Raw genomic sequence first — 21,428 nt, 5'->3', positions numbered from 1 at the left:
GTTTGGTCGTGCCGCTGGCCCGCCTTCCGCCGGGCGTCCGGTAGCCCTTCTAAAAATTGTACAAGGTCGGTCTCCATACCTTTTTTATGCTAAATTACAACACCTAAACTTAGAATGCAACAGCCCTGCTCTCGAGAGGGGTTAGGGGTGTGTCCTTTAATAAGTATCTGTGAATCAATAGAAAAAGACTGATAACGTTGTTTGAAATTTTTTAAGCTGATGCTTCTTTTACCCTATAAAAATTGGTCTCGGCCCGAACAAACCAAAACCAGACAATGCCAATTTTTAGGTGGTAAAAGAAGCATGGTGTAAAGTACAAAAGGATCGGTTTAACCGCTTTTATTTCAATGAAAACGAATTCATTAAGAGCGATACCGCTGTCGAAGCCCCAAAACTTGATTTCGGGTTTGTCTCACTTGTTTTGGTCCCCCATTTTGTACCGGTGATGTTGTGCGAATTGCGGTTGTTGTAAGCTACTTTGGCATTTAATTGAAGCCATTTCACCAGATCTTTTCTATTGCCCTCTAAAGTATAGGTACGGGCATAACGTACAAAAATCCCTTTAAAACCCGGCAAATCATTGCCTCCGTCTTCATTGTTCATTACCCCAGATCTGTACATGGTGTCGCGGGTATATTGGGCGATTTTTTCCGCATCTGCCAAATAGCTGTCTTTTTTAGTATAATTGTAAAGCATCACCGCGGCACCCAAATAAGTCCCCTGGTTGTAGGTTGAACTCCACGTTCCGATTTTAAGTGCGCCTGTTTTTTTGTCAATATCAACGTTGTCGTTTACTTTGCCGGTAGCGGTATTTAACAAATAGGTTTTAGACCAGGTGTATAAGGCAATGGCTTTGTCGTAATAAGTATGGTCGCCGGTAGCCTGGGCCAAATAGCAGCACGCTACCATGGCAGGCCCGTTGATGCAGGCGTTTTTAGAGGTTTTTGTTTCGTACCAGTTCAGCCCGCCGCCATAAGCATCGGTAGCTGCGCGGGCATACATTTTATCAAACTGCTCTTTGCCTTTTTCCAGATAAGTTTTGTTGCCGGTAAGCCGATAGCCCCGCACGCAAAAAAGCACCGCCCAGGTAATGTCGTCGTTGTATTTGTTGTACATCCAATCGGCTTTGTTATCTGTAATAAAATTGTCGTACATGGTTTTAAACCGGTTGATGTATTTAACATCTTTGGTAACTTCATAAGCATCCAACAAGGTTTCCATCATCTCTGCCCGGTCCCAAAAGCCTTTGCTTGTTTCTATTTGATACTGCGTGTACCATGCCTCAAATACCTTGTCGGCCGTTGCGGCAGTAGGCGCGGCTTCCTGCGGTTCCTCTTTTTGCAACAGCCATTTTTCCAGGTCTTGGGCAGAAGAACGGCTTAAACCAACAGCAGTTCCATCGGCTATATCGCTGGCTGGTGATTGAACCGAAAAACCTGTGTTGGCCACCGGTTTTAAATAATAATACCCGTTCCCGGCTTTCTTGATATTCCATTTTACATCGTTGGTGTTGGTGTTGTCATATTGGTTTATCTTTACCGTATCCGTTGCTGCCCCTGCTATATGCAAAAGTTTTCCGCTTGACACATTGGTTAATGTATAAACGCCTTTGCCAACAGCAGCAACTTTCCATCTTTGGGCATCGGATTTGGTGTCTGTCCAGTAATCAACACCGGCACCATTGTCCATAGAAGAATTTTTTACCTCTAATAACTTGTTGCCTGTTTTTGATTGCAAAGTATAAATTGCCCCAGAGGTTATCCCGGCTTTTTGGGCAAAAGCATTAGACAGGATTGAAAAGGAAAACAGCAGCAGGATGGCACGCAAATAGAATCTGTTCATGTTCAGTTCGACAATTAAATTATTTAAGCCTTGTTTAGATTTTGTTGGGTTTATTTTCTATGCTTCTTTTATCACCTAAAATCTTGAAACTTCTAAGTCTTTTTCTACCTGCACCAATTACAAAAACATGTTTTACAGGGGTAAAAGAAGCATTATAATTTTTTGACAGATCGCATAGGATCAATTCTCGAAATTAGGTTATTTTGAATTATTTCAGACATAATATTGCATAAATGTACTTTAAGTCAAGAAATAGGTATGATTTGACAATGAGCAAGAGGATTAGTTAAGGTTCATTGCAAGGAATATATAAGGTGCCTGTAGCGAAAAAAATGATGGTTATTTTATATTTGACCAGGAGTTGAAAAAGGGCAAACAGTTAGTGATAAACAACAAATAGTAAATTCAAAAAAATATTTACAAGGGCTTATTTGTATTTACATAAGTACATCAATCGTGTTTTATGCAATACTTCTTCCGAAATGACGGTTTGTCTCCCCTGTCCTATTTATAAAAGCCTTAGCATTTAACATTTTTAGGGCGATAAAAGAAGCATAAAGAACAAATTTAAGAGCTTGTTTAAAAAATAACTTAACAAAACTTAATGCTTCTTTTATCACCTAAAAACCCGGTAAAACGGTTGGCTTTTGCCCTATAAAAATTGATTTAGTACCAATTTTTATAAGGTAAAAGAAGCATTAACTTTTTCTTATATAAATTTTAAAATAAGCCCTAAATCCTGTCTCGTTATTTTAGGAATAGGGCTAATTTAAGCTTATTTAAGAATTGCCGCCCATCCGCCATTGCGCGCCATCGTAACCGTCATTTTATCGCCGGATTTTACTTGCATGGTTTTTCGTCTGTAATCCATGGCCTGCCTGCCGGCGTTTATGCCATCCTCAAAGTAAGTCATGGTATAGGTTCTGCCTTTTGGTAAAAAATCAAAGTTTAGTTCTATCGCTCTTGTCTTTTCTTTGCCGTTTGTTATGCCGCCAATAAACCACCTTTCGCCTTTACGTTTGGCCACTACGGCAACCTCGCCTACGGTTGCCGCCAGTGGTTTGGTTTCGTCCCAGGTAGTTGGCACGCTGGTGATAAACTCCGTACAGTCCGGGTTGCGGTAATAAAGGGTTGGGTTGTCGCACAGCATTTGTATGCCGCTTTCAAAAACAACATACAAGGCAAGCTGGTTAACTCGGGTGCCTTTTGCCGCCGCGTTTGGCCGTTCCGCGCTGTAAACTTCAGGCTGCATGTTGATCATTGCGCCAGGTGTAAAATCCATTGGGCCAACGGCATTTCGCATAAACGGAAGATAGATACTGTTATCAGGATAACAGCCGCCCATTTGTTCCAGCCCGCGTACGCCTTCGTACGAAATCAGGTTTGGATATTTATACTCTAAACCTGCTGGTTTAAATGCACCATGAAAGTCAACAAATATTTGATATTTGGCGGCCTCTTTTACCACATCTTCATAGTAGTTGACCATCCATTGGTCAGACCGCTCCATAAAATCTATCTTAACGCCCTTTATGCCCCATTGATGAAAGGTTTTAAATACATCCATATTCTTGTGCACCGTTAGCCAGGTTAGCCAAAGGATAATATCCACGTTTTTGGTTTTACCATATCGGATCAATTCTTTTACGTCAACATTGGGGTTAGGTGTGTAAGGGTCGGTGGTGCTTTTGGCCCAGCCTTCATCCATCACAATATATTTAATACCAAATTTCGAAGCAAAGTCAATAAAGTATTTATAAGTATTCAGGTTAAATCCCGATACAAAATTTACATCAGGCCCGTAAGTGGTAGCACCGTTCCACCATTCCCAGCTTGCTTGTCCGGGTTTAATCCATGACGGGTCGGCAATCACGCTTTTGGCCGCCAGTTGTAAGGTCATGGTGTTTTCTAATATCTCTCTGTCATCATTAGTAATCACAAAATAGCGCCACGGAAAATTCCTCGTTCCGGTTGTTTTGGCAATGTAATCAGCAGATTTTAAGATTTTTTGGCTGCGGTCCCCATCTGGCCCAAACTCGAGCGGCGTTTTTGGGAAGGCACCTTCTACACCGTTGTTTCCGGTGCCTTTTAAGAAAATGCCAGGGTAATCCGAAAGGTCGGACTCACTGATTAGTATTTTATATTGTTTTTTGGTATCAATTAAAACCGGCAGGTTGGCCATTTTATCCGTTTGCTTCCAGTTGTTTGATTCGATATGCTGGTAAAGCTCTTCATAAGCGCTCTTAAAGCCGTTGTTCAACTGTAAATGCAATAAGTACTCGGATGGAAAATTTATAGCAAAATCTTCGTTCATTACCTCAACACTACCTTTTTTGCTGGTGATAAAACGATAGGCGATACCATTATCAAATGCGCGAAACTCTACTGCATAATTGCCTTTAAAGGTCATCAACAGGTCGTTGTAACTGCTTTTAACGGTCGAGAATTTTAAGGCGATGTAAGGTTTTATTATTTGTGCACCTTTGGTTTTCTTCGCCGATATCAATTTAGGGTTTTCGCCAAATGCCCCGTCTTTCAGGGTCATCGCTAAATGGTTTTTTGTCAACAGCTCCTGGCCGCCACCGGAAACTGAATAATAAATTTTGTCACTTAGATTGATTGATACTTTTATTCCACCGTTTGGAGACATCAAATCAATTGATTTGCCCTGCGCATGGAGCTGTGTTGCCAATGCCAAAAACAGGATGAAACATCTTGTAAATTTGTTGTTCAAATTCATGTTTTAATTTGGGTTTATAGTTGTAATATTCGCGCTAAAAGTAAATTCTGTTGTTACATTGATCTTTGATTTATATTAATCTAATATCGGTTTGTAGTTTTTTTTACCTGAAAATAATATCAGTAGAGTTATTGATGTAACTGGTCTTTTTGCTTTCGGGCTCTTTAACCGTTAGTTTTTTAAACGCTGAATGATGAACATCATCTAAAACAATAGCGGTCCTGAAATCGGCCTTGGCGGCAGTGATAAAAAGCCCCTCAATTTGTATATCACGTGCATGACGTATGAAAACGCCCCATGCAGGCAATTCGCCAAACATATTATATTCAGGATAGCTGTTCGGCTTTTCAGGGATATCCTTTATGTTATCAATAGATACTTTTGCTAACGCCTTATCTGCACCGCCCGGAGATTTGATGACGATATTTTTAAGCTTTACGTTAGTAATGATCTGATCGGGCATTCCGGCAATCACAACACCCGGCATATTTTTGAGAGGGTTTTTTTCGGCGCGCAGCTCGACGTTAACGTTCTGGATTGATACATTTTCCACCTTGCCTTTGCGGGTGCCTTTGCGCGCGCCGACACGTAAAAATATAGCATTACCAATATTAATCCCTTTTATGCCATCAACCTCAATATTTTCAATCACCGCGCCATCTACTGCCTCCAGCGCAATGGCCGAGCGGTTGGTATCAAATACCTTATTATTTAATATCCGGATGTTTTTAAACCCGCCCAGCGATGCCGTGCCAAATTTAATCCCACTGGCTTCGGTGGTCATACTGTTGTTCTGGATCAATATGTTTTGGTTTGCAACATCAGGCCCTAACGATTTTAGGCAGATGCCATCATCACTGGCGTTAAAATACGAATTGCTTACTTTAAAACCGTCGCAATCAACAATATCTATCCCGTCGTTGTTCCAAAATGCACGGCTGTCCACGCGTATGCTGTCAACAATTACGTTTTTACATTGGTTATAACACTCCACCCAGCAGGCAGAGTTTTTTAGGGTGATGTTTTTAACCACCACGTTTTCGCAGCCGAAAAGATTAATGATCATAGGCCGCCTGTCCTCGTCGGGCCGGCTTATGGAGCCACCTTTTTCTAAACCCGTTCTTATTAGTTCGCCTACGTTAGCAGCAAGCTCTTTTCCCTGACCATCAATAATGCCTTTTCCGGTTATGCCGATGTTATGCTGGTTAAGCCCTAATATAAGGGCAAGGGATGTATTATAGTTATGGTCAAAGGGTGTGTTTTGCCGGTCGTAATCAAACGGGTTTACAGAACCAAGCAATACTGCGCCTTCATTTAACTGGATAGTTACATCAGATTTTAAATGAACGCAACCAGTATGATATTTTCCCGCAGCAAAAACCAAGCTTCCGCCTCCGTTCTGGCTGATATAATCAATTCCGAATTGAATGGAACGGGTGTTAAGAAAAGTATCGCCAGGGCTGATGGCAAAAAACGATGCCGGGTAATCTTTAGCCGATACGGCAAAAACATTAACCATAAAGATTGCCAGGGTTATCCGTAAATAAAAAAAGTTGGTTTTCATAATGCTTAGTATTTAGGATAACCTAAAAATCTATCGGGCTTTCTTACTTTTCATATCTGTATAAAATATAAAAACAGAATTTATATGCATAAAAGAAGCTTGATTAGCTTTTTGATATAGAAGTTGTTTAAACTTTTTTTCTGTTCCTCTTTTTTTAGGATGATGCTTCTTTTATCACCTAAAAACCTTGGCCGTTTGGTTTTTTTGATTGATTAAATGCAGGCAGGCACTAATTTTTACCTGGTAAAAGAAGCATGTCGTTTTCTTTAATGTACAAATTTAAACAAGGCACTAAAAGTTTAAACAACTTTATAATTTAAACCGAATATGAACGATCAATAATAAAAAACTTGTACTGATATTTAGGTGATAAAAGAAGCATTGAAAAATAAATCCAACAAATTTTAAAACCTATATTATGGCCTTAAACCTTCTGTTCCTCCCCAATGGCAACTGTAGGTTCAACATTTACATACGGACTAACTGTTATGAAGGCAAAATTATCCCAGGCATCATTATCCAATGTCCTTAATGACAGTTTAGATGATAAATTGGATGCCGCCGGCCAGGATATAGTAACATCATCCTGCATTCCTTTTAAGTTGCTGCCATCATACCAAAACGCGGCCTTGCGCCATTTATCAGTAATAATTTTATTTGCCGCTTTAACCAGCGGTGCTGCTTTAAGGCTCAACAAGCTATTTTTATCATACAGCATTACGTAGTTTGTTCCGGTCCCGGCAACTTCGGTATGGTCTCCAAAGCAAAGAAAATAGTCCCAGCCGCCAATACCGGCACGGGTCCAATGCTCGTCTGCATTACCGCGCTGGTATTCTGTACGGATGATCATTTTACCGGTAACATTAAAATTAGCTGTAATAATGCCATCCTGCCCGTCTGTTTCTTTTAATTTTAAATTACCGCCCTGCTCAACAACATCTCCGATAGAAACGTTTGTCCATTTTTTAGTGAAATCACCACTTTCAAAATCATCAAAAAACAAAAAAGTAGCCTCACCGTTTGAAACCGGCTCAGCCGATGTATTGCCATAAAACATATTGATTGTTAATCGCTCTTTCGCTTTAAGTTCCGGTAATTTTACCCATATCCTGGTTAAACCTGATTTGTCCCATTGCTCTGTCCAATAGTTAAGGCCGTTGCCTTTAAGTGTTTTACTTACTGAAAAACGCACATCCGCACCATCGGCTTTAGCCTTTGTATAATCAAAGTCGCTATTGTTGATCTGGATTAAAACTACGGCGCCTTTTACCCTGTCGCCACTGTTGGTTACAGTGATTTCCCTTTTAAAATCCCATCTGGCTGCCCAGGTTTTGTTGAACAATAATAAAGTACTGCATAATGTAAATGCGATTGTTAAACACCAGTTTTTCATAAGTTTTGATTAAATTTTTAAGATAGCGCTGTAGTTATTGGTTACTCTTCGTCTTGTACAAAAACGAATAAATATTGCGGGTTTTGATCAGTTAATATCACTATAAACCAAACAATCTTTTGCCCGAAATTGATTAAATATTATCAAGGTTTGGATATTGGACTTGAATACATTTTATCGTTACTGATATATGACTTCTCATTTCTAAATTATTAAATTTAAACAATACATGCTTATCCATAATCCACATAATCAGATACTTCTTTTATCGGTACAAAATGCAAGAACAAATTTACAGGCATAAAAGAAGCATGGCATTAAATACTTAAACATATTAAAAAGCAAACCAAAGTGTTCCGCTGACCTGTTCGCCGTTGGCATGGTTTGTCTGGCTTTGAGGCCCCATCACTTTTGCTGCCTGAAACTTGGTGCCGATAGGGCTGATTGCATTTAAAAAACCAATGCTGCCTTCCGGAAATGGTGGCTCCACATTATTGTTTTTAAGTGCGTCCTTTTCCCTGCCAGGGTGCAGCATTTGAAAGTACATGTTTTTATCGGCAGTGTAAACGGTAAACGGCGATTCTTTATTCTCGACAACTACCCAATTAACGTTAGCATAATAGCCTTTAAATTCAGGGTATCCCCAGGTTTCGCCTGTAATTGTATTGTTATAAGCCTTGTGCCAAACACCAAACTGCTGCCCTTTCAACCTGTTTTTCCATACACGGTACGGGCCTTCGCCGAGCCATTTCATCCCGGTGACTTTTTCTTCTGGATAATTAAAGGTGATCCCGATAAAATCAGCATCTCCCTGCTGGGCGTGCTGGTATTCCAATTTAACAAGCTGCCCGGGCATGAAAGTCCATTTTACATGTAACGAGCCTGCTCCCTGGTAATCGGCTTCTACAATGTATTGGCCGCCAATAGCTTTATGGGTAAATTGTTTAAGCTCCGTATTTACCCCCGCTAAAACGGGGCCGCCAGATAAGGAAATGGTACCTTTAGGTTTAACCACTTTTTGGATATAGCCTGTGGTTTTATCAAACTCATAGTTGATGCCATCACATTTTACACGGAGCAACTTGTCGGTTTCTTCTGCTTTTACCCCTGATTTAGCTGAAGATGAAACCGTACTTTTTACAATTGCCGCCGGAGCAGTGATCGCCCAGCTCCAGGTAAATATTTCTTTTTTATCAGGGCCATACGCGGTAAGGTATAATGCGTCGTTTTTTGACCATGACATCGGTAAAGCTAAGTTTAACATACCTTTTTCACCAGGCTTTAAATCAAGCGCTTTTGGTGAACCGGTTGCTTTTACATTCGCTGCTGTGGTTTTTTCCTGTGCCGATGGAAATTTAACCAGCTTCCATTTAAATGTGCATTGGTTCAGGTTAGTAAAAGTGTACCGGTTTTCCACCGCTATTTTTCCGTTAAATGTTTTGTCAATGGGCTGCGGGTCTATATACACCGGCGACCAAATTTCTTTGATGGTATAAAAGCTGGCTTCTTTTTCGCGGTGCGGGCCTAAAATGCCATCAGGCGCATGGTTGCCATCACCATCATAAATGTTGCCTTTATCGGTACGGATAACCGATTCATCCAAAAACGCCCAGATAAAACCGCCTGCATTGTGCGGATATTTCATCATCTCGCTCCAGAAATCATCAAGCCCGGCACCTGCACCGCCATCATACAGGCCGTGCATAAACTCGGTAGGGAAAAAAACTTCTGTCCCCGTAGCTACTGTTTTCAGGATATAATTATAGTCGGGGTAATGCTTGTTATCGGCACCGTTAAACTTTTCCCAAGGGTGTAGTACAGTGCGTTTTTGCGGGTCGTATAGTGCATAATCGTTGTCCAAGCCCCTGTTCCAGCCGCCCTCGTTGCCATTGTCCCAAAATATAATGGATGGATGGTTTACATCACGAACCACCAGTTCTTTAACCAACTTACGGCCAACGATGGTATCGTATTTTGCCTGCCAGCCGGTCAGCTCGTCCAGCACGTATAAGCCTAATGAATCGCATACGTTTAAAAAATCCTGATCAGGAGGGTAATGAGACATGCGGACTGCGTTATTGTTCATTTCCTTCATCAGCTTTACGTCCATCAGTTGTATTGGATGGCTAAGTGTACGGCCGGTTTCGGGCCAGAAGCTGTGGCGGCAGGTTCCCTTCAGTATCGTTTTGGCACCATTTACATAAAACCCATCATTAATTCGTAATTCCACCGTACGGAAACCAAACTTTTGTTTAACCTGGTGGATAACTCCTTGTTTACCTTTTATAGCCACAACAACCTGATACAAATTAGGAAACTCGGAACTCCACAGCAAAGGCTTGTTAAAGTTGTTTTTTAGTTCCAAATGGTCTGCCGTGGTATTAGCGGCGACAGAAAATGGTTTGCCTACGTTTTCGCCGTTTAGTTTTTGTACCTGTGCTTCAACCGTTTCCCCGTTCTTTAAATTTTGCGGGTACACATCCAGTTGGAAAGAGCCATCGGCTTTTGCGTTTACGGCCATACGGTCAATAAAAGTTTCGGGAACAACTTCCAAATAAACAGGCCGAAAAATACCACCGAAAACCCAAAAATCGCTGTTCCTGCGTTCGGCATCGTTTACAGATGAATTTGCCGATGTTTTGTCCACCGTAACTTCCAGCAAATTTTGGGCATTTGGTTTAAGCAGATCTGTTATGTCGTATTTAAAGCGGTAAAAGCCGCCCTGGTGTACAGGGCCTGCCTGTTTGCCGTTGATCATGACTTTGGTATCTGTCATTGAACCTTCAAAAACGATAAAAACCCTTTTGCCTTTCCAGCTTTCGGCAAAAAACTCGTGCTTGTAAAGCCCCTGCTCATTGGCTTTCACTTTATCATGCCCGTAGTTGTAGGTGCCAAAACCTTGCAGTTCCCAGTTTGATGGCACTGCAATTTTAGTCCATTTGCCGCTTTGCCTGCCCCCGGTACAATAAAAATCCCATTGCACGGTGTGGTCTTTATCTGTACCAGATAAGTACTTTGTAATAGTTCCCTGGGAAAACGCGCTAAAGCAAAGCACCGTGAACAATAATTGCAGCAATATTTTTTTCATAATCAGTTGTTTATTAGGCTTGGTTGTTTATTAGGCTCATCAATAATAGCAGTTTTTTCATTGCCGGCACAATTACCGAAACCCGGCAATATTTGCACAATGACAACGCTTTATCATGCAGACAAGATTAATCACTACTTAGCAACAAAAGAAGAATATAGCCAACTAAAACTTTGCAATCGTTGCCGAAACCGATTTTTCATCTATTTATTGCTGCTTGTAACGGTGCTGACAGGACAAATAAATTTCGCCCTTATCGCCAATGCTTCTTTTATCGCCTAAAAATCAGTGTATAATTGTACTTCTTGTACCGTTGATTGTGCCTGCAAGATTTACCGGCATAAAAGAAGCATTGCAATTTTAACATCGGCCCTTTAACCAAACCCCACTTTTTGGATGCTTCCTTTATTGCACATGTTTGGCCACTTGGGTTAACCGTTTGTTTGAATATGCCTTCTTAATTTGGTTGCTGTTTTTGTGTTACAACATGCAATTATTTATGGTTTTAATGCAAGCCGAACATTTTGATTACCGATACTTTAAGGCCAAAACAACAATATCTTTCTAAGTAAAGCTGTTTATCTGTGTTGCCTTTCTATTATGTTTGGTATAATGGAACATCCAATTTAAGGAAGCCAATTTGATGTTCATTTCAAAAATTAAAACCCCTTCACGGTTATTAATTTGTGGGCAGCAAGAAGGGCACGGCGATACCAATTTAATGTAACTGAAAAGAATGGCCAAAGCAATTATCGGTAACGATTGCGCAAATTTTAATTGAAAAACACATTACTATACAATCATAAAATACTAATATCGCTGCCAATTACATAAACCAATTATAACTAAGCCTGATTTAAAATTATAGTAGTACAAAAGTTTGTGCAAAAAGCCAGAGTACTTCAGGTAAGCATCAGGTTATGGGTAATAGAAAGTTTGTCAGGCATTTTGGATATAGTTAAATATAGGCCAATGTTACAACCAATATAAAATTTGTACTTAAAGCTTTTTTTAAATTTGCTTAACAAGGTTTCTATGCTTCTTTTATCGCCTAAAAAATGGCAAGTGTTTGGTTTTTACCCTATAAAGATTGATGCACCTGCCAATTTTTATAGGGTAAAAGAAGCATGGGCATTTTTGCTTGTATTGATTTAAACCGGGCTTAAATTGTAAAACGTTTTTAGGAAGCCTAAACCATAATTTTTAGTGGTTTTGTTTTTGACAATGCTGAAAATTGCAACAACAATAAACTTTATTTTTAACAAGACAAATGATTTGTATCAACCAACCTGCTATTAAACAAGTAACAATTAAACAATTATATAATTCTAAAAAAAGCCAATGAAAGTAAAAAGGAACTACCATCGTTACTCAACATTCAAAATTATTCCCTTATCATGTTCAATTAAAATACAATTATGAAAAAGACTTTACTTAAGAAATTTCTTCCTGTCAAAAAGCCTCAGTTTTACCTGAGTGGTATTGTCCTTTTATGTATCTCCGGTTTAAGCTATGCCAAAAGCCCGGACGGCGTTTTGGCTAATGCAGTTTATGCCACTGCCCAAAGTGCCAGGCAAAATGCGGCAACTGTAAAAGGAAAAGTTACCGATAGTTCAACGGGCGAATCTTTGCCCGGGGTTTCTGTAAAGGTTAAAGGGTCAACCATCGGAACCGTTACCGACTTAAACGGAAATTTTACCCTGCAAGCACCGGACAATGCAACACTGGTTTTTTCTTACATCGGCTACAGCCCTTATGAAACGGCTGTAAGCGGAAGGGCAAATTTAAACATCAGGTTAAAGGCGGCTACCAACAACCTGAACGAAGTAGTTGTGGTTGGCTATGGCACGCAAAAAAAGACATCGGTAACGGCAGCGGTATCTACTTTAAAAACTGCCGACATTGCACAAAAACCAGTTGTAAATTTAACAAATTCTTTGGTTGGAAGGGTTTCCGGTTTGATCAGTACACAGGGAAGCGGGGAGCCTGGCTTTGATGGCTCGGGCATCCAAATCCGTGGCGTAGGTTCCATCGGCGGGTCTGCAGCTTTATTGATCGTTGATGGCGTGCCACGTGATTTTAGCCGTTTGGACCCCAACACCATTGCCACTTTAACCGTACTGAAAGATGCAGCGGCCGTGGCCCCATACGGTGTAGCAGGCGCCAATGGGGTAATTTTAGTTACCACCAAACAAGGCAACTCGGGCAAGCCGGTGTTGTCTTACAATGGTTATGTAGGTATTCAAAACCCTACCCGGGTGCCTACTTTTGTAACCGGGTACCAATACGCACTGATGAAGAATGAGGCAAACGTTAATGATTTTCAATCAGGTGTGCCTTATAGTGCGGACGACTTGCAAAAATTCCTGGATCACTCTGACCCTGACGTACATGGCGATGCACATCCGCTACAGGAAATAATTAAACCTAACCGGATACTGACCAATCATAACCTTTCGCTTTCAGGCGGTTCGGATAATTTTAAGTATTTTACCTCGTTGGGCTATACCCATCAAAATGGGATGTGGGACCCCACTTACTTAGATAAGTACAATGCTACATTAAACCTTACTTCAAACCCTACCAAAACTACAACGGTTAATTTCACAGTTAACAGTTGGGTAGAAGACCAGCATTTTCCATCTTTTGGCGCAGGTTCGATTATTAACCAGGCACAACGGGAAACCCCGGATTTCCCGGTTCGTTATAGCAATGGTTTAAATGCGGGCTATATCGCCCAATCCGTTTATGGAGAAATTTATAACAGCGGTTACGGGTTTAACGAAAATCCCGGAACACAGTCCCAATTTAGCATAACCCAGCAGTTGCCGCTAAAGGGGTTAAGTATAAAGGGCGTTGCAAGCTATGATGCGGCACCTGATGTATTGTTTGGCAGCCGAAACGGCACAACAAGGAACTATACCACGCCTATCCCTTTTTATACCGTTAATAAAAATACAACCCCTTATACTTATGTACTAGGTTTCCAGGGAAGCAGTAAACCAAGTTTTAGGGAAGAGTATTATCAAAACCATTCCTTCACCTACCAGGGGATTTTAAATTTTCAACGTTCCTTTGGCAATAGTGATATTGGCTTTACCGGTGTTGCAGAAGAACGAATAGTAAAATACCAACAATTTACCGCTTCAAGGATAAACTATAATTTAGGTATTGATGAATTGGACTATGGCGGCCCGGCCACTACTGATTTAACAAACGGTGGTTTTTCTACCGGCCAAAAGCAAATAGGCTACGTTTACCGTGTTGATTATGCTTATGCAAAAAAATACTTGTTCCAGGCATCCGGCCGGTATGATGGCAGTTATTTATTTGCACCTGGCAAACGTTATGGGTTTTTCCCTGCGTTCTCTGCCGGCTGGGTTATTTCCCAGGAAAATTTCATGAAAAACATTAAGTGGGTGGACAATTTAAAAATAAGGGGTTCGTTCGGACAGTCTGGGGCTTATCCAAGATCAGGCGGTAATATTTTGACCTATCAGTATTTGAGCCCGTATAATTTGAATACCAATTCAGCGGTTATCAACGGTACCGCTACTCAAGGTATTAGTGAGGGCCTTCAGGGAAATCCGAATATCACTTGGGAAAGGGCAAACAAATCAGATGTTGGGATCGAAACTACTTTATGGAAAGGCGCACTTAGCATAGAGGCTGATTATTTTTATGAAAAAAGGTCGGATATGCTGATAGGTAATTCTGCGGCATTACCTGGTGAATACGGAGTTGGCACAGGTTTGGTAAACGCCGGCGTAATGAGCAACCATGGTATTGACCTCACTGTGCGAAGCGGACATACCTTCTCCAATGATTTAAGGTTTGATATTACCGGAACATTTACTTATGCAAAAAACAAATTGTTGAATTTTATTGAAAACGCTTCTACCTATAACAACCCTAACCGGAGACAAACCGGGCGGCCATACGGAACCCAGTTTGGCTACCAGGCATTGGGGTATTTTACGCCTAATGATTTTGTTAACCCAAATATCGCGCAGCCGGTTCTTAAACCGGGAATTCCGGTGCCTTCTTTCGGTATTGTTCGTCCCGGCGATATTAAATATGCCGATCTGTCCGGCCCTAATGGTGTTCCTGACGGAAGGATTGATATTAATGACCAGACAGTTATCGGCAAGACACAAACCCCGGGCATTATTTACGGGCTGGAGCCGCGTGTAAGCTTTAAACACTTTGACCTGGACCTATTGTTTCAGGGCAGCGGAAATTCTACCATTCAATTAAATGATTTTATAGTTTGGCCTTTTAATTTCTCTGGTTCTGCATCAGAGTTGAGTTTCAGTGAACACTGGCAACCCAACCGAACGGATGCACTTTACCCACGCCTTTCAAATTCGCCAACTACAAACAATATACAAACATCTTCCTGGTTTAACAGAAATGATTCTTATATACGTTTAAAAAGCGCAGAACTGGGTTATACATTTTCTAATAAAATGCTCCGCAATACCATCAGTTCTTTAAGAATTTACGTTGCAGGCCAAAACATCTTTACCTGGACACCTCATATGAGGGAAATTGTAGACCCTGAAAATGGTGGTAATGATCAGAATTATTACCAGCAACGCGTATTGTCCGTAGGTATTAATGCTTCATTTTAATTATTAAAATATGAAATTGATAAAATTCATTCATGAATATAACAAGGTTATCCTCATGTTTGGCCTGGTTTTAATAACTGCCGGCTCTTGTAAAAATGATGATTCTTTAACAGTACCCCCAAAAGGTAAGTTAACCAATGAAATAACTTTTAGTACAGAAACCAATGCCGATTTGTTTGTAAATGATATTTATAATTCATTGACAGACGAAAAAAACGATTATAACCATACGGATTCGTATGCTGACAACAGTTGGACCAAACAAACCCATACCGGGGCAAATACCGTAAGAAACGGGTCTATTTCCCCGGCCAATGTTCCTAATGGGCCAAATGGCAACTTGTGGAACTGGGACAATACTTATAGCTATATCAGGAAGTGTAATGTGTTTTTTCAGCAAACAAATTTATACAAATCTAATTTTTCGGCCGCGTGGTTGAAACAGCGCACTGCCGAGGTTACTTTTTTTAGGGCATACTTTTACTCGCTGTTGTTTACCAATTTCGGGGGCGTTCCGATTATTACCACCCCTTTGAATAATGCCGACGGAACAGATATTTTTAATGCCCGCGCCACAATACCGCAAACCCTCGCTTTTATTGAAGCTGACTGTGATGCTGCGGCTGCCAATTTGCCTGCCACGATTGATAAAACCGGGCGTGCAACTAAAGGCGCAGCCCTAACGCTTAAAGGATGGGTAGAGCTTTTTGCAGCAAGCCCCTTGGCTAACACAACCAACGATGCAACCCTGTGGGCAAAGGCTGCCGCAACCAACAAACAAGTAATGGATTTGAAAGTTTATACCTTGTTTGGCGATTATGCCGCTCAATTCCTGGCCCCAAACAATTTTAACAGCGAAACTATTTTTGCCAAGCAGTATGCACCGCCTGCCAAAGGAAGCAAGGCCGAAGGCCAGGAAGGCCCTGTGGTGGTAAAAGGCACGGTACAATGCTGGGGAAATTATCAGCCTACACAAAGCCTGGTGGATGACTATGCAATGAAAAACGGTTTGCCTATTACCGACCCTGCTTCAGGGTACAACCCTCAAAACCCGTACGTAAACCGCGAACCGCGCTTTTACCAATCCATTATTTATGATGGCGCAGCATGGCAGGGAGACATTATTACCACCCGTGTTGGCGGCAATAACCAGCGGGCCGGTGGCGGTGATATTACCACCAGTGGCTATTATGGGCGCAAACTGCTGGACGAAAGCATACAAGGCCAAACCAGCTTGGCCACTTCACCAAGTTCGTCCAATTGGGTAATTTTCCGTTATGGGGAAGTATTGCTAAATTATGCAGAGGCACAAAATGAGGCTGTTGGCCCGGATGCATCTGTATATGCCGCTTTGGCATTTGTTAGACAAAGGGCCGGGTTACCAAATTTTCCGGCAGGCTTGTCGCAAAGTGATATGCGTGCCAATATCAGGAGGGAACGCAGGATCGAGCTGTCTTTTGAGGAAAAACGCTGGTATGATATTAGGCGCTGGCTGATTACAACAGGCCCTAAAGGTGTACTGACTAACCCGGAATATGGCATCAAAATAGTTTATACAGCAGGTGTCCCTACGTACACACCTGTCAACATCTACAATAATATATTCAAGGATTACCAGAACTGGATGCCGATCCCGCAATCAGACCTTGCCAAAAACCCCAAATTAGTCCAAAACCCGGGGTATTGACCTAACCTTTCTTTTAAAAAAAGGCCGCCTTCATCATAAAATGGGGCGGCTTTTTTTTATAGTTCAGCTTATTTGCAATGCTTCTTTTAGCACCTAAAATTCATTGGCCCATTGTATTTTCTGTACCGGAACAATGGCTTACAAAACAAAATTTATGGGCATAAAAGAAGCATTGTAAATTTTTATGACAGAAATTTAAACAGGCTTACAATTACCGATTTGGAATTTATAGGCATAAAAGAAGCATCATACATTTTTCAGGCCGTCACTTTTCCAGTGCAATTCTGTATCCAATATCTTTGTCTCAAATTCGGTGATCGGGTACTTGCTTTTAATCAGCTTTAACAGCATTTCAACCGCAGTACGGCCCATTTCAAAAGCTTTTTGCCTGACGTAAGAAATAGAAGGCTGTAGAAGGTCAACGATGTCGGAATTTGAAAAACCAACGACCCTAATTTTCTGGGGGTCGAATTTTAATTTTTTTAACGCCCTGATACACGAGATACTAATTCGGTCGCTGCTGATAAATATCGCATTTGGTTTGTCGGCCAGGGCCAGCAATTCTTTAACGGCATCTTCCACTTCCTGATAATCGCTTCCGCCTTTGTAGCAGTTTCTGACCAGCTCCGGCCTGAAAGGGATTTGATGGTCGGCCAAAGCCTTTTTATAGCCAGACAAGCGTTCGTTCGTAATAGACAATTGCGGCGCATTTGCCAAAAGTGCAATCTGCTTATGCCCCGAACGGATCAAAGATTCGGTTGCATTATAAGCACCGCTGAAATTGTCGGAAGTAACTTTAAAAGTTTCAATCTCGTTGATGATCCGATCAAAAAAAACGATAGGCAGCCCGTTGTCATGCAATTTTTTTAAAAAACTGTAATCGGAAGTGCCGGATGACATGGATATCAACAGGCCGTCAACCGACCGTTGCGCCAGGTGGTTTACATTGATCAATTCCCTTTCAGACGAATCATGTGTTTGGGTAATGATGATATGGTACCCGTTTTCGTAAGCAATTGATTCAACGCCCGCTATGGCCTGTGAAAAAAAACTGTTGGCCAATTCCGGGACTACGATGCCAATTGAATAGCTACGCCTGTTTTTAAGGCCTAATGCTATCGGGTTTGACTGGTAATTAACCTTTTTGGCATATTCTGCAATAATCTTTTTTGTTTTCTCGCTAATTCCATAACTATCGCTTAAAGCCCGTGATACTGTTGAAGATGACAGGTTTAAGGCAAGTGCAATATCTTTAATGGTAGTAGGTTTATACATTCTTAGCTTGATAATTAAGCTTTTATAGGCATTTAATCAATAAAAGTTTTCGGAACGTAATATAACTAAAAAAGAATGTAATGAATTAAGGGCTTGTTTAATTTATATCATAAAAATTTACGATGCTTCTTTTATGCCTATAAATTTGATATTCAGATATTCTATCGTTACACAAACCTCAAAACGGGCAATGATTTTTAGGTGGTAAAAGAAGCATGGGCAATATTTGAACAAAATTTAAACAGGCTTAATAATGCTTCTTTTACCGCATAAAAACCATTTTAAATTTTGCATGATAAAAGAAGCATTGCAAACCAACGGAACAGAAACTGGCCTGAATAAAAAACCTGTCTGGTTTGCGTCATTCTGTTTGCCTTGCGCCCGCGTTGGTTTCCGTGGTGGCCATTACCCAAAAATTAGCTGCAATAAAAAAGGCTGTTCTTTGCAGAACAACCCTTGGTGTTTTCCGGGCAAAATCCCTTTAGTAGCCCGTAGGGGAATCGAACCCCTGTTTCTAGAATGAAAATCTAACGTCCTAACCCCTAGACGAACGGGCCAATTACCTTTGATTTTGGGAAGGCGAAGATAGCAGTAAAATACAAAATCCGAAAAAATAAATAATATTTTTTTGCCCGGGTAAAATTGCTTTAAAACCCGGCCCGAATTGTTTTGTTTGTCTCATAACTATGGCAACAATCCGTTGTTCAATTAGCACAAACCCTGTTTTAACCCACATGCTTCTTTTATGCACTTAAAATTAAGATCCCGTTTTTTTATGCTTTTATGCCCGCTTTGCTTATCCTTTTTGCTGGCCCCACATAAGGTTAAGGCACAGGCTGACAGCAGCCGTTCAAAAATCAACGTTAATCAAGATTCGTTTTTAAACCAGTTTGAAGCTTTTAAAACCAACCGGAACATCAGCGGGTTGGCTGATGTGGCTGACCACCACCACTACCCTTTGCCCGAAAAAGTTTTAGGCTGGCAAAAACAGCTTCAGCTAAACGACCGGCAAAAAGCTGCTATCAACCAGATTAATACAGCTTTACAAAGAAAAGTGAAAGAGATGAACGGCTTTTTGATCACTAATGAAAAAATGCTGGACAGCCTTTTCAACTACAACAAAGTGAACAACGGCCTGTTGATCTATTACACCAACCGCTACGGTTTGTACCAGGGCGAACTCAGGAACGCCATACTGCAAGCTTGTTTAAAAACAGAAGCGCAACTTACGGCCACACAACTAAAAAAATATGGCTTGCTGTTGCAGGATTAGTGCCTGCAATTACAAATTTGATTCGATACCTTTGCAGCCCATTAATTACGTATGAAAATTACATTCGATTTTGAGAAGCCGATTGGAGAACTACAGCAGCAGATTGAAAAAGTGCAGCAGGTTGAGGAAAAAACAAAGGTGGACATGTTGCCTACGCTAACTGAACTGCGCGAAAACCTTCAGCAAAAAAAAGAAGAAATTTTTGGTAATTTAAACGGCTGGCAAAACGTACAGCTCTCGCGCCATCCCGAACGCCCTTATACTTTGCAATACATTGAATCTATGAGCACTGATTTTATTGAGTTGCATGGCGACCGGAACATGGGAGACGACAAAGCGATTGTGGGCGGTTTTGGTTCGCTGAACGGCCATACCGTGATGTTTATCGGCCACCAAAAAGGGGTAAATACCAAAATGCGCCAGTACCGCAACTTTGGCATGGCCAACCCGGAAGGTTACCGCAAAGCTTTAAGGCTGATGAAAATGGCCGAAAAATTTAACAAACCCATCATCACTTTTATTGATACGCCTGGCGCCTACCCTGGTTTGGAAGCCGAAGAACGCGGACAAGGTGAAGCAATTGCCCGTAATTTAATGGAAATGTCGGTTTTGAAAGTGCCTATTATTTGTGTCATCATTGGCGAAGGTGCTTCGGGCGGCGCTTTGGGCATTGGCATCGGCGACCGTGTTTATATGCTGGAACATACCTGGTATTCGGTTATTTCGCCGGAATCCTGTTCTTCTATTTTATGGCGGACTTGGGACAACAAGGAAAAAGCGGCCGAAGTACTGAAATTGACTTCAACAGAAATGTATAAAAATAAACTGATTGACGGCGTGATTAAAGAACCTCTTGGCGGTGCGCATCAGGATCCGGAAACCATGATCAACACTTTAAAACAAGTTTTGCTGAATGATTTGGACATATTAAAAGCAAAACCTGCAGACGAATTAGTGAACGAGCGTATAGCCAAATTTTGCGCGATGGGCGTTGTGGCATACGAAGACCTGCCAGAAAACATGGCCATTGTACCGGAAGAAACACAAGCCTGAAAAAACACCTGTAAAAACAGTATCCGCATAAAAAATATTTCAACAAAAAAACCACGGCAGCTAAGCAAAGCCGTGGTTTTTTTATGGTTTTAAAAGATGCTTTTTGCAGGCAAAATTATTTGCCCGTTGCGGTTGTTTTGATATTTAATTCGGAAGCTATTGATTTAGCCATGGTTAAATGTTGCTGCAAAATTGGCAACGTTTTTACTGCAAAAGCTTTTAAATCCGGATCCTGTACATTGGCTGCCGCATTTTGAAAAAGCTGAACGGCCTTAACATGGTCTTGCAGCATCATCGTCATGTAAGCGGTATCAAACTGTGCGCCTTTAACGCCGGTCAGCATGGCATCCGGTGCGGCATCCGCAGGTGAAGGCGTTGGCGGTGTAAATTGTTTTGTAGCCAATATTTTTTTCATCTCGGCCGAAGATTTTGTATGGTCCTTGATCATCTGGGCAGCATACGTTTTTACACTGGCTTTTTTAGCGCTTTTAAGGGCGAGTTTTCCTGCTGCAATTTCCTGCATATCACTTAAAGCAGCCTGGGTTGTAAAATTAACGGCGGCAGTATCATTGGCCACAGAACCTGTGCTTGAGCTTGATGAGGTAGAGCCTGAAGTACTGGTTGTTTGTGCCACCGAAATTTTTGCAGTAAATAATCCTGCCGATAAAAGCAGTATCGCAATTGATTTTTTCATAAATTTTTAATTTATACGTTAGTTTTTCTCTTTCTAACAAAAAAAATAATTTTTGGTTTCTTTGTTTTAGAGATTAATGCGTTAAAAAAAATACTATAGCAGGCCCGCACACTGATAACCGTTTTGCCGATGCTTCTTTTATCAGGCAAAAAACCGATAGCTTTTGTTGATCAACAAAAAATTAT

The 21,428-nt window shown here is 41.1% G+C and carries 11 protein-coding genes and 1 tRNA gene; 4 read left to right on the top strand and 8 right to left on the bottom strand.

What is annotated here, in order from left to right; genetic code table 11:
* Nucleotides 1–339 precede the first annotated feature (339 nt).
* The 5 genes from V5804_RS12695 to V5804_RS12675 form a co-directional block, all read right to left on the bottom strand.
* Nucleotides 340–1,842 (bottom strand): glycoside hydrolase family 76 protein, encoded by a 1,503-nt coding sequence (locus V5804_RS12695; RefSeq protein ID WP_369591765.1) that lies wholly within the window; start codon nt 1,840–1,842, stop codon nt 340–342.
* 775 nt (nt 1,843–2,617) lie between these two features.
* The gene (locus tag V5804_RS12690) at nt 2,618–4,582 is read right to left on the bottom strand and encodes a glycoside hydrolase family 97 protein (RefSeq protein WP_369591764.1); all 1,965 of its coding nucleotides are present in this window, start codon (nt 4,580–4,582) and stop codon (nt 2,618–2,620) included.
* Between the two features lie 103 nt (nt 4,583–4,685).
* Complete coding sequence (locus V5804_RS12685; RefSeq protein ID WP_369591763.1) at nt 4,686–6,146, bottom strand: glycoside hydrolase family 28 protein; 1,461 nt, start codon at nt 6,144–6,146, stop codon at nt 4,686–4,688.
* Nucleotides 6,147–6,570: 424 nt separating this feature from the next.
* On the bottom strand, nt 6,571–7,539 hold the full coding sequence (locus V5804_RS12680; RefSeq protein ID WP_369591762.1) for a DUF2341 domain-containing protein: 969 nt from the start codon (nt 7,537–7,539) through the stop codon (nt 6,571–6,573).
* A gap of 334 nt (nt 7,540–7,873) precedes the next feature.
* Nucleotides 7,874–10,627 carry a glycoside hydrolase family 2 TIM barrel-domain containing protein gene (locus V5804_RS12675; protein WP_369591761.1) on the bottom strand — a complete coding sequence of 918 codons (2,754 nt, stop codon included), beginning with the start codon at nt 10,625–10,627 and terminating at the stop codon, nt 7,874–7,876.
* Between the two features lie 1,418 nt (nt 10,628–12,045).
* On the opposite strand from V5804_RS12675, the gene V5804_RS12670 reads away from it, so the two are divergent.
* The gene (locus V5804_RS12670; RefSeq protein ID WP_369591760.1) at nt 12,046–15,261 is read left to right on the top strand and encodes a SusC/RagA family TonB-linked outer membrane protein; all 3,216 of its coding nucleotides are present in this window, start codon (nt 12,046–12,048) and stop codon (nt 15,259–15,261) included.
* Nucleotides 15,262–15,271: 10 nt separating this feature from the next.
* Nucleotides 15,272–16,948: a RagB/SusD family nutrient uptake outer membrane protein gene (locus V5804_RS12665; protein WP_369591759.1), complete on the top strand. Its 1,677-nt coding sequence runs from the start codon at nt 15,272–15,274 to the stop codon at nt 16,946–16,948.
* 246 nt (nt 16,949–17,194) lie between these two features.
* Here V5804_RS12665 and V5804_RS12660 read toward each other — a convergent pair whose 3' ends face one another.
* Nucleotides 17,195–18,223, bottom strand: a complete 1,029-nt coding sequence (locus tag V5804_RS12660) for a LacI family DNA-binding transcriptional regulator (RefSeq protein WP_369591758.1) — start codon at nt 18,221–18,223, stop codon at nt 17,195–17,197.
* A 485-nt stretch (nt 18,224–18,708) separates the two neighbouring features.
* Nucleotides 18,709–18,780, bottom strand: a tRNA-Glu gene (locus V5804_RS12655).
* Nucleotides 18,781–18,968: 188 nt separating this feature from the next.
* Between V5804_RS12655 and V5804_RS12650 the strand changes: the two genes are divergently transcribed.
* Complete coding sequence (locus V5804_RS12650; RefSeq protein WP_369591757.1) at nt 18,969–19,496, top strand: hypothetical protein; 528 nt, start codon at nt 18,969–18,971, stop codon at nt 19,494–19,496.
* Nucleotides 19,497–19,547: 51 nt separating this feature from the next.
* Nucleotides 19,548–20,549, top strand: a complete 1,002-nt coding sequence (locus V5804_RS12645) for an acetyl-CoA carboxylase carboxyltransferase subunit alpha (RefSeq protein ID WP_369591756.1) — start codon at nt 19,548–19,550, stop codon at nt 20,547–20,549.
* A gap of 115 nt (nt 20,550–20,664) precedes the next feature.
* On the opposite strand, the gene V5804_RS12640 is transcribed toward V5804_RS12645, so the two are convergent.
* Complete coding sequence (locus V5804_RS12640; RefSeq protein WP_369591755.1) at nt 20,665–21,243, bottom strand: DUF4142 domain-containing protein; 579 nt, start codon at nt 21,241–21,243, stop codon at nt 20,665–20,667.
* Nucleotides 21,244–21,428: the final 185 nt, after the last annotated feature.

The organism is Mucilaginibacter sp., from assembly GCF_041088075.1.
GTDB lineage: Bacteria > Bacteroidota > Bacteroidia > Sphingobacteriales > Sphingobacteriaceae > Mucilaginibacter_A.
This window is presented reverse-complemented; position numbering and strand designations above follow the sequence as displayed.

What these genes read in the sequence shown, in the direction of transcription:
- V5804_RS12665 (WP_369591759.1), top strand. Translation starts at nt 15,272, where the DNA reads ATGAAATTGATAAAATTCATTCATGAATATAACAAGGTTATCCTCATG.
- V5804_RS12650 (WP_369591757.1), top strand. Translation starts at nt 18,969, where the DNA reads ATGCACTTAAAATTAAGATCCCGTTTTTTTATGCTTTTATGCCCGCTT.
- V5804_RS12685 (WP_369591763.1), bottom strand. Translation starts at nt 6,146, where the DNA reads ATGAAAACCAACTTTTTTTATTTACGGATAACCCTGGCAATCTTTATG.
- V5804_RS12660 (WP_369591758.1), bottom strand. Translation starts at nt 18,223, where the DNA reads ATGTATAAACCTACTACCATTAAAGATATTGCACTTGCCTTAAACCTG.
- V5804_RS12695 (WP_369591765.1), bottom strand. Translation starts at nt 1,842, where the DNA reads ATGAACAGATTCTATTTGCGTGCCATCCTGCTGCTGTTTTCCTTTTCA.
- V5804_RS12690 (WP_369591764.1), bottom strand. Translation starts at nt 4,582, where the DNA reads ATGAATTTGAACAACAAATTTACAAGATGTTTCATCCTGTTTTTGGCA.
- V5804_RS12640 (WP_369591755.1), bottom strand. Translation starts at nt 21,243, where the DNA reads ATGAAAAAATCAATTGCGATACTGCTTTTATCGGCAGGATTATTTACT.
- V5804_RS12645 (WP_369591756.1), top strand. Translation starts at nt 19,548, where the DNA reads ATGAAAATTACATTCGATTTTGAGAAGCCGATTGGAGAACTACAGCAG.
- V5804_RS12675 (WP_369591761.1), bottom strand. Translation starts at nt 10,627, where the DNA reads ATGAAAAAAATATTGCTGCAATTATTGTTCACGGTGCTTTGCTTTAGC.
- V5804_RS12670 (WP_369591760.1), top strand. Translation starts at nt 12,046, where the DNA reads ATGAAAAAGACTTTACTTAAGAAATTTCTTCCTGTCAAAAAGCCTCAG.
- V5804_RS12680 (WP_369591762.1), bottom strand. Translation starts at nt 7,539, where the DNA reads ATGAAAAACTGGTGTTTAACAATCGCATTTACATTATGCAGTACTTTA.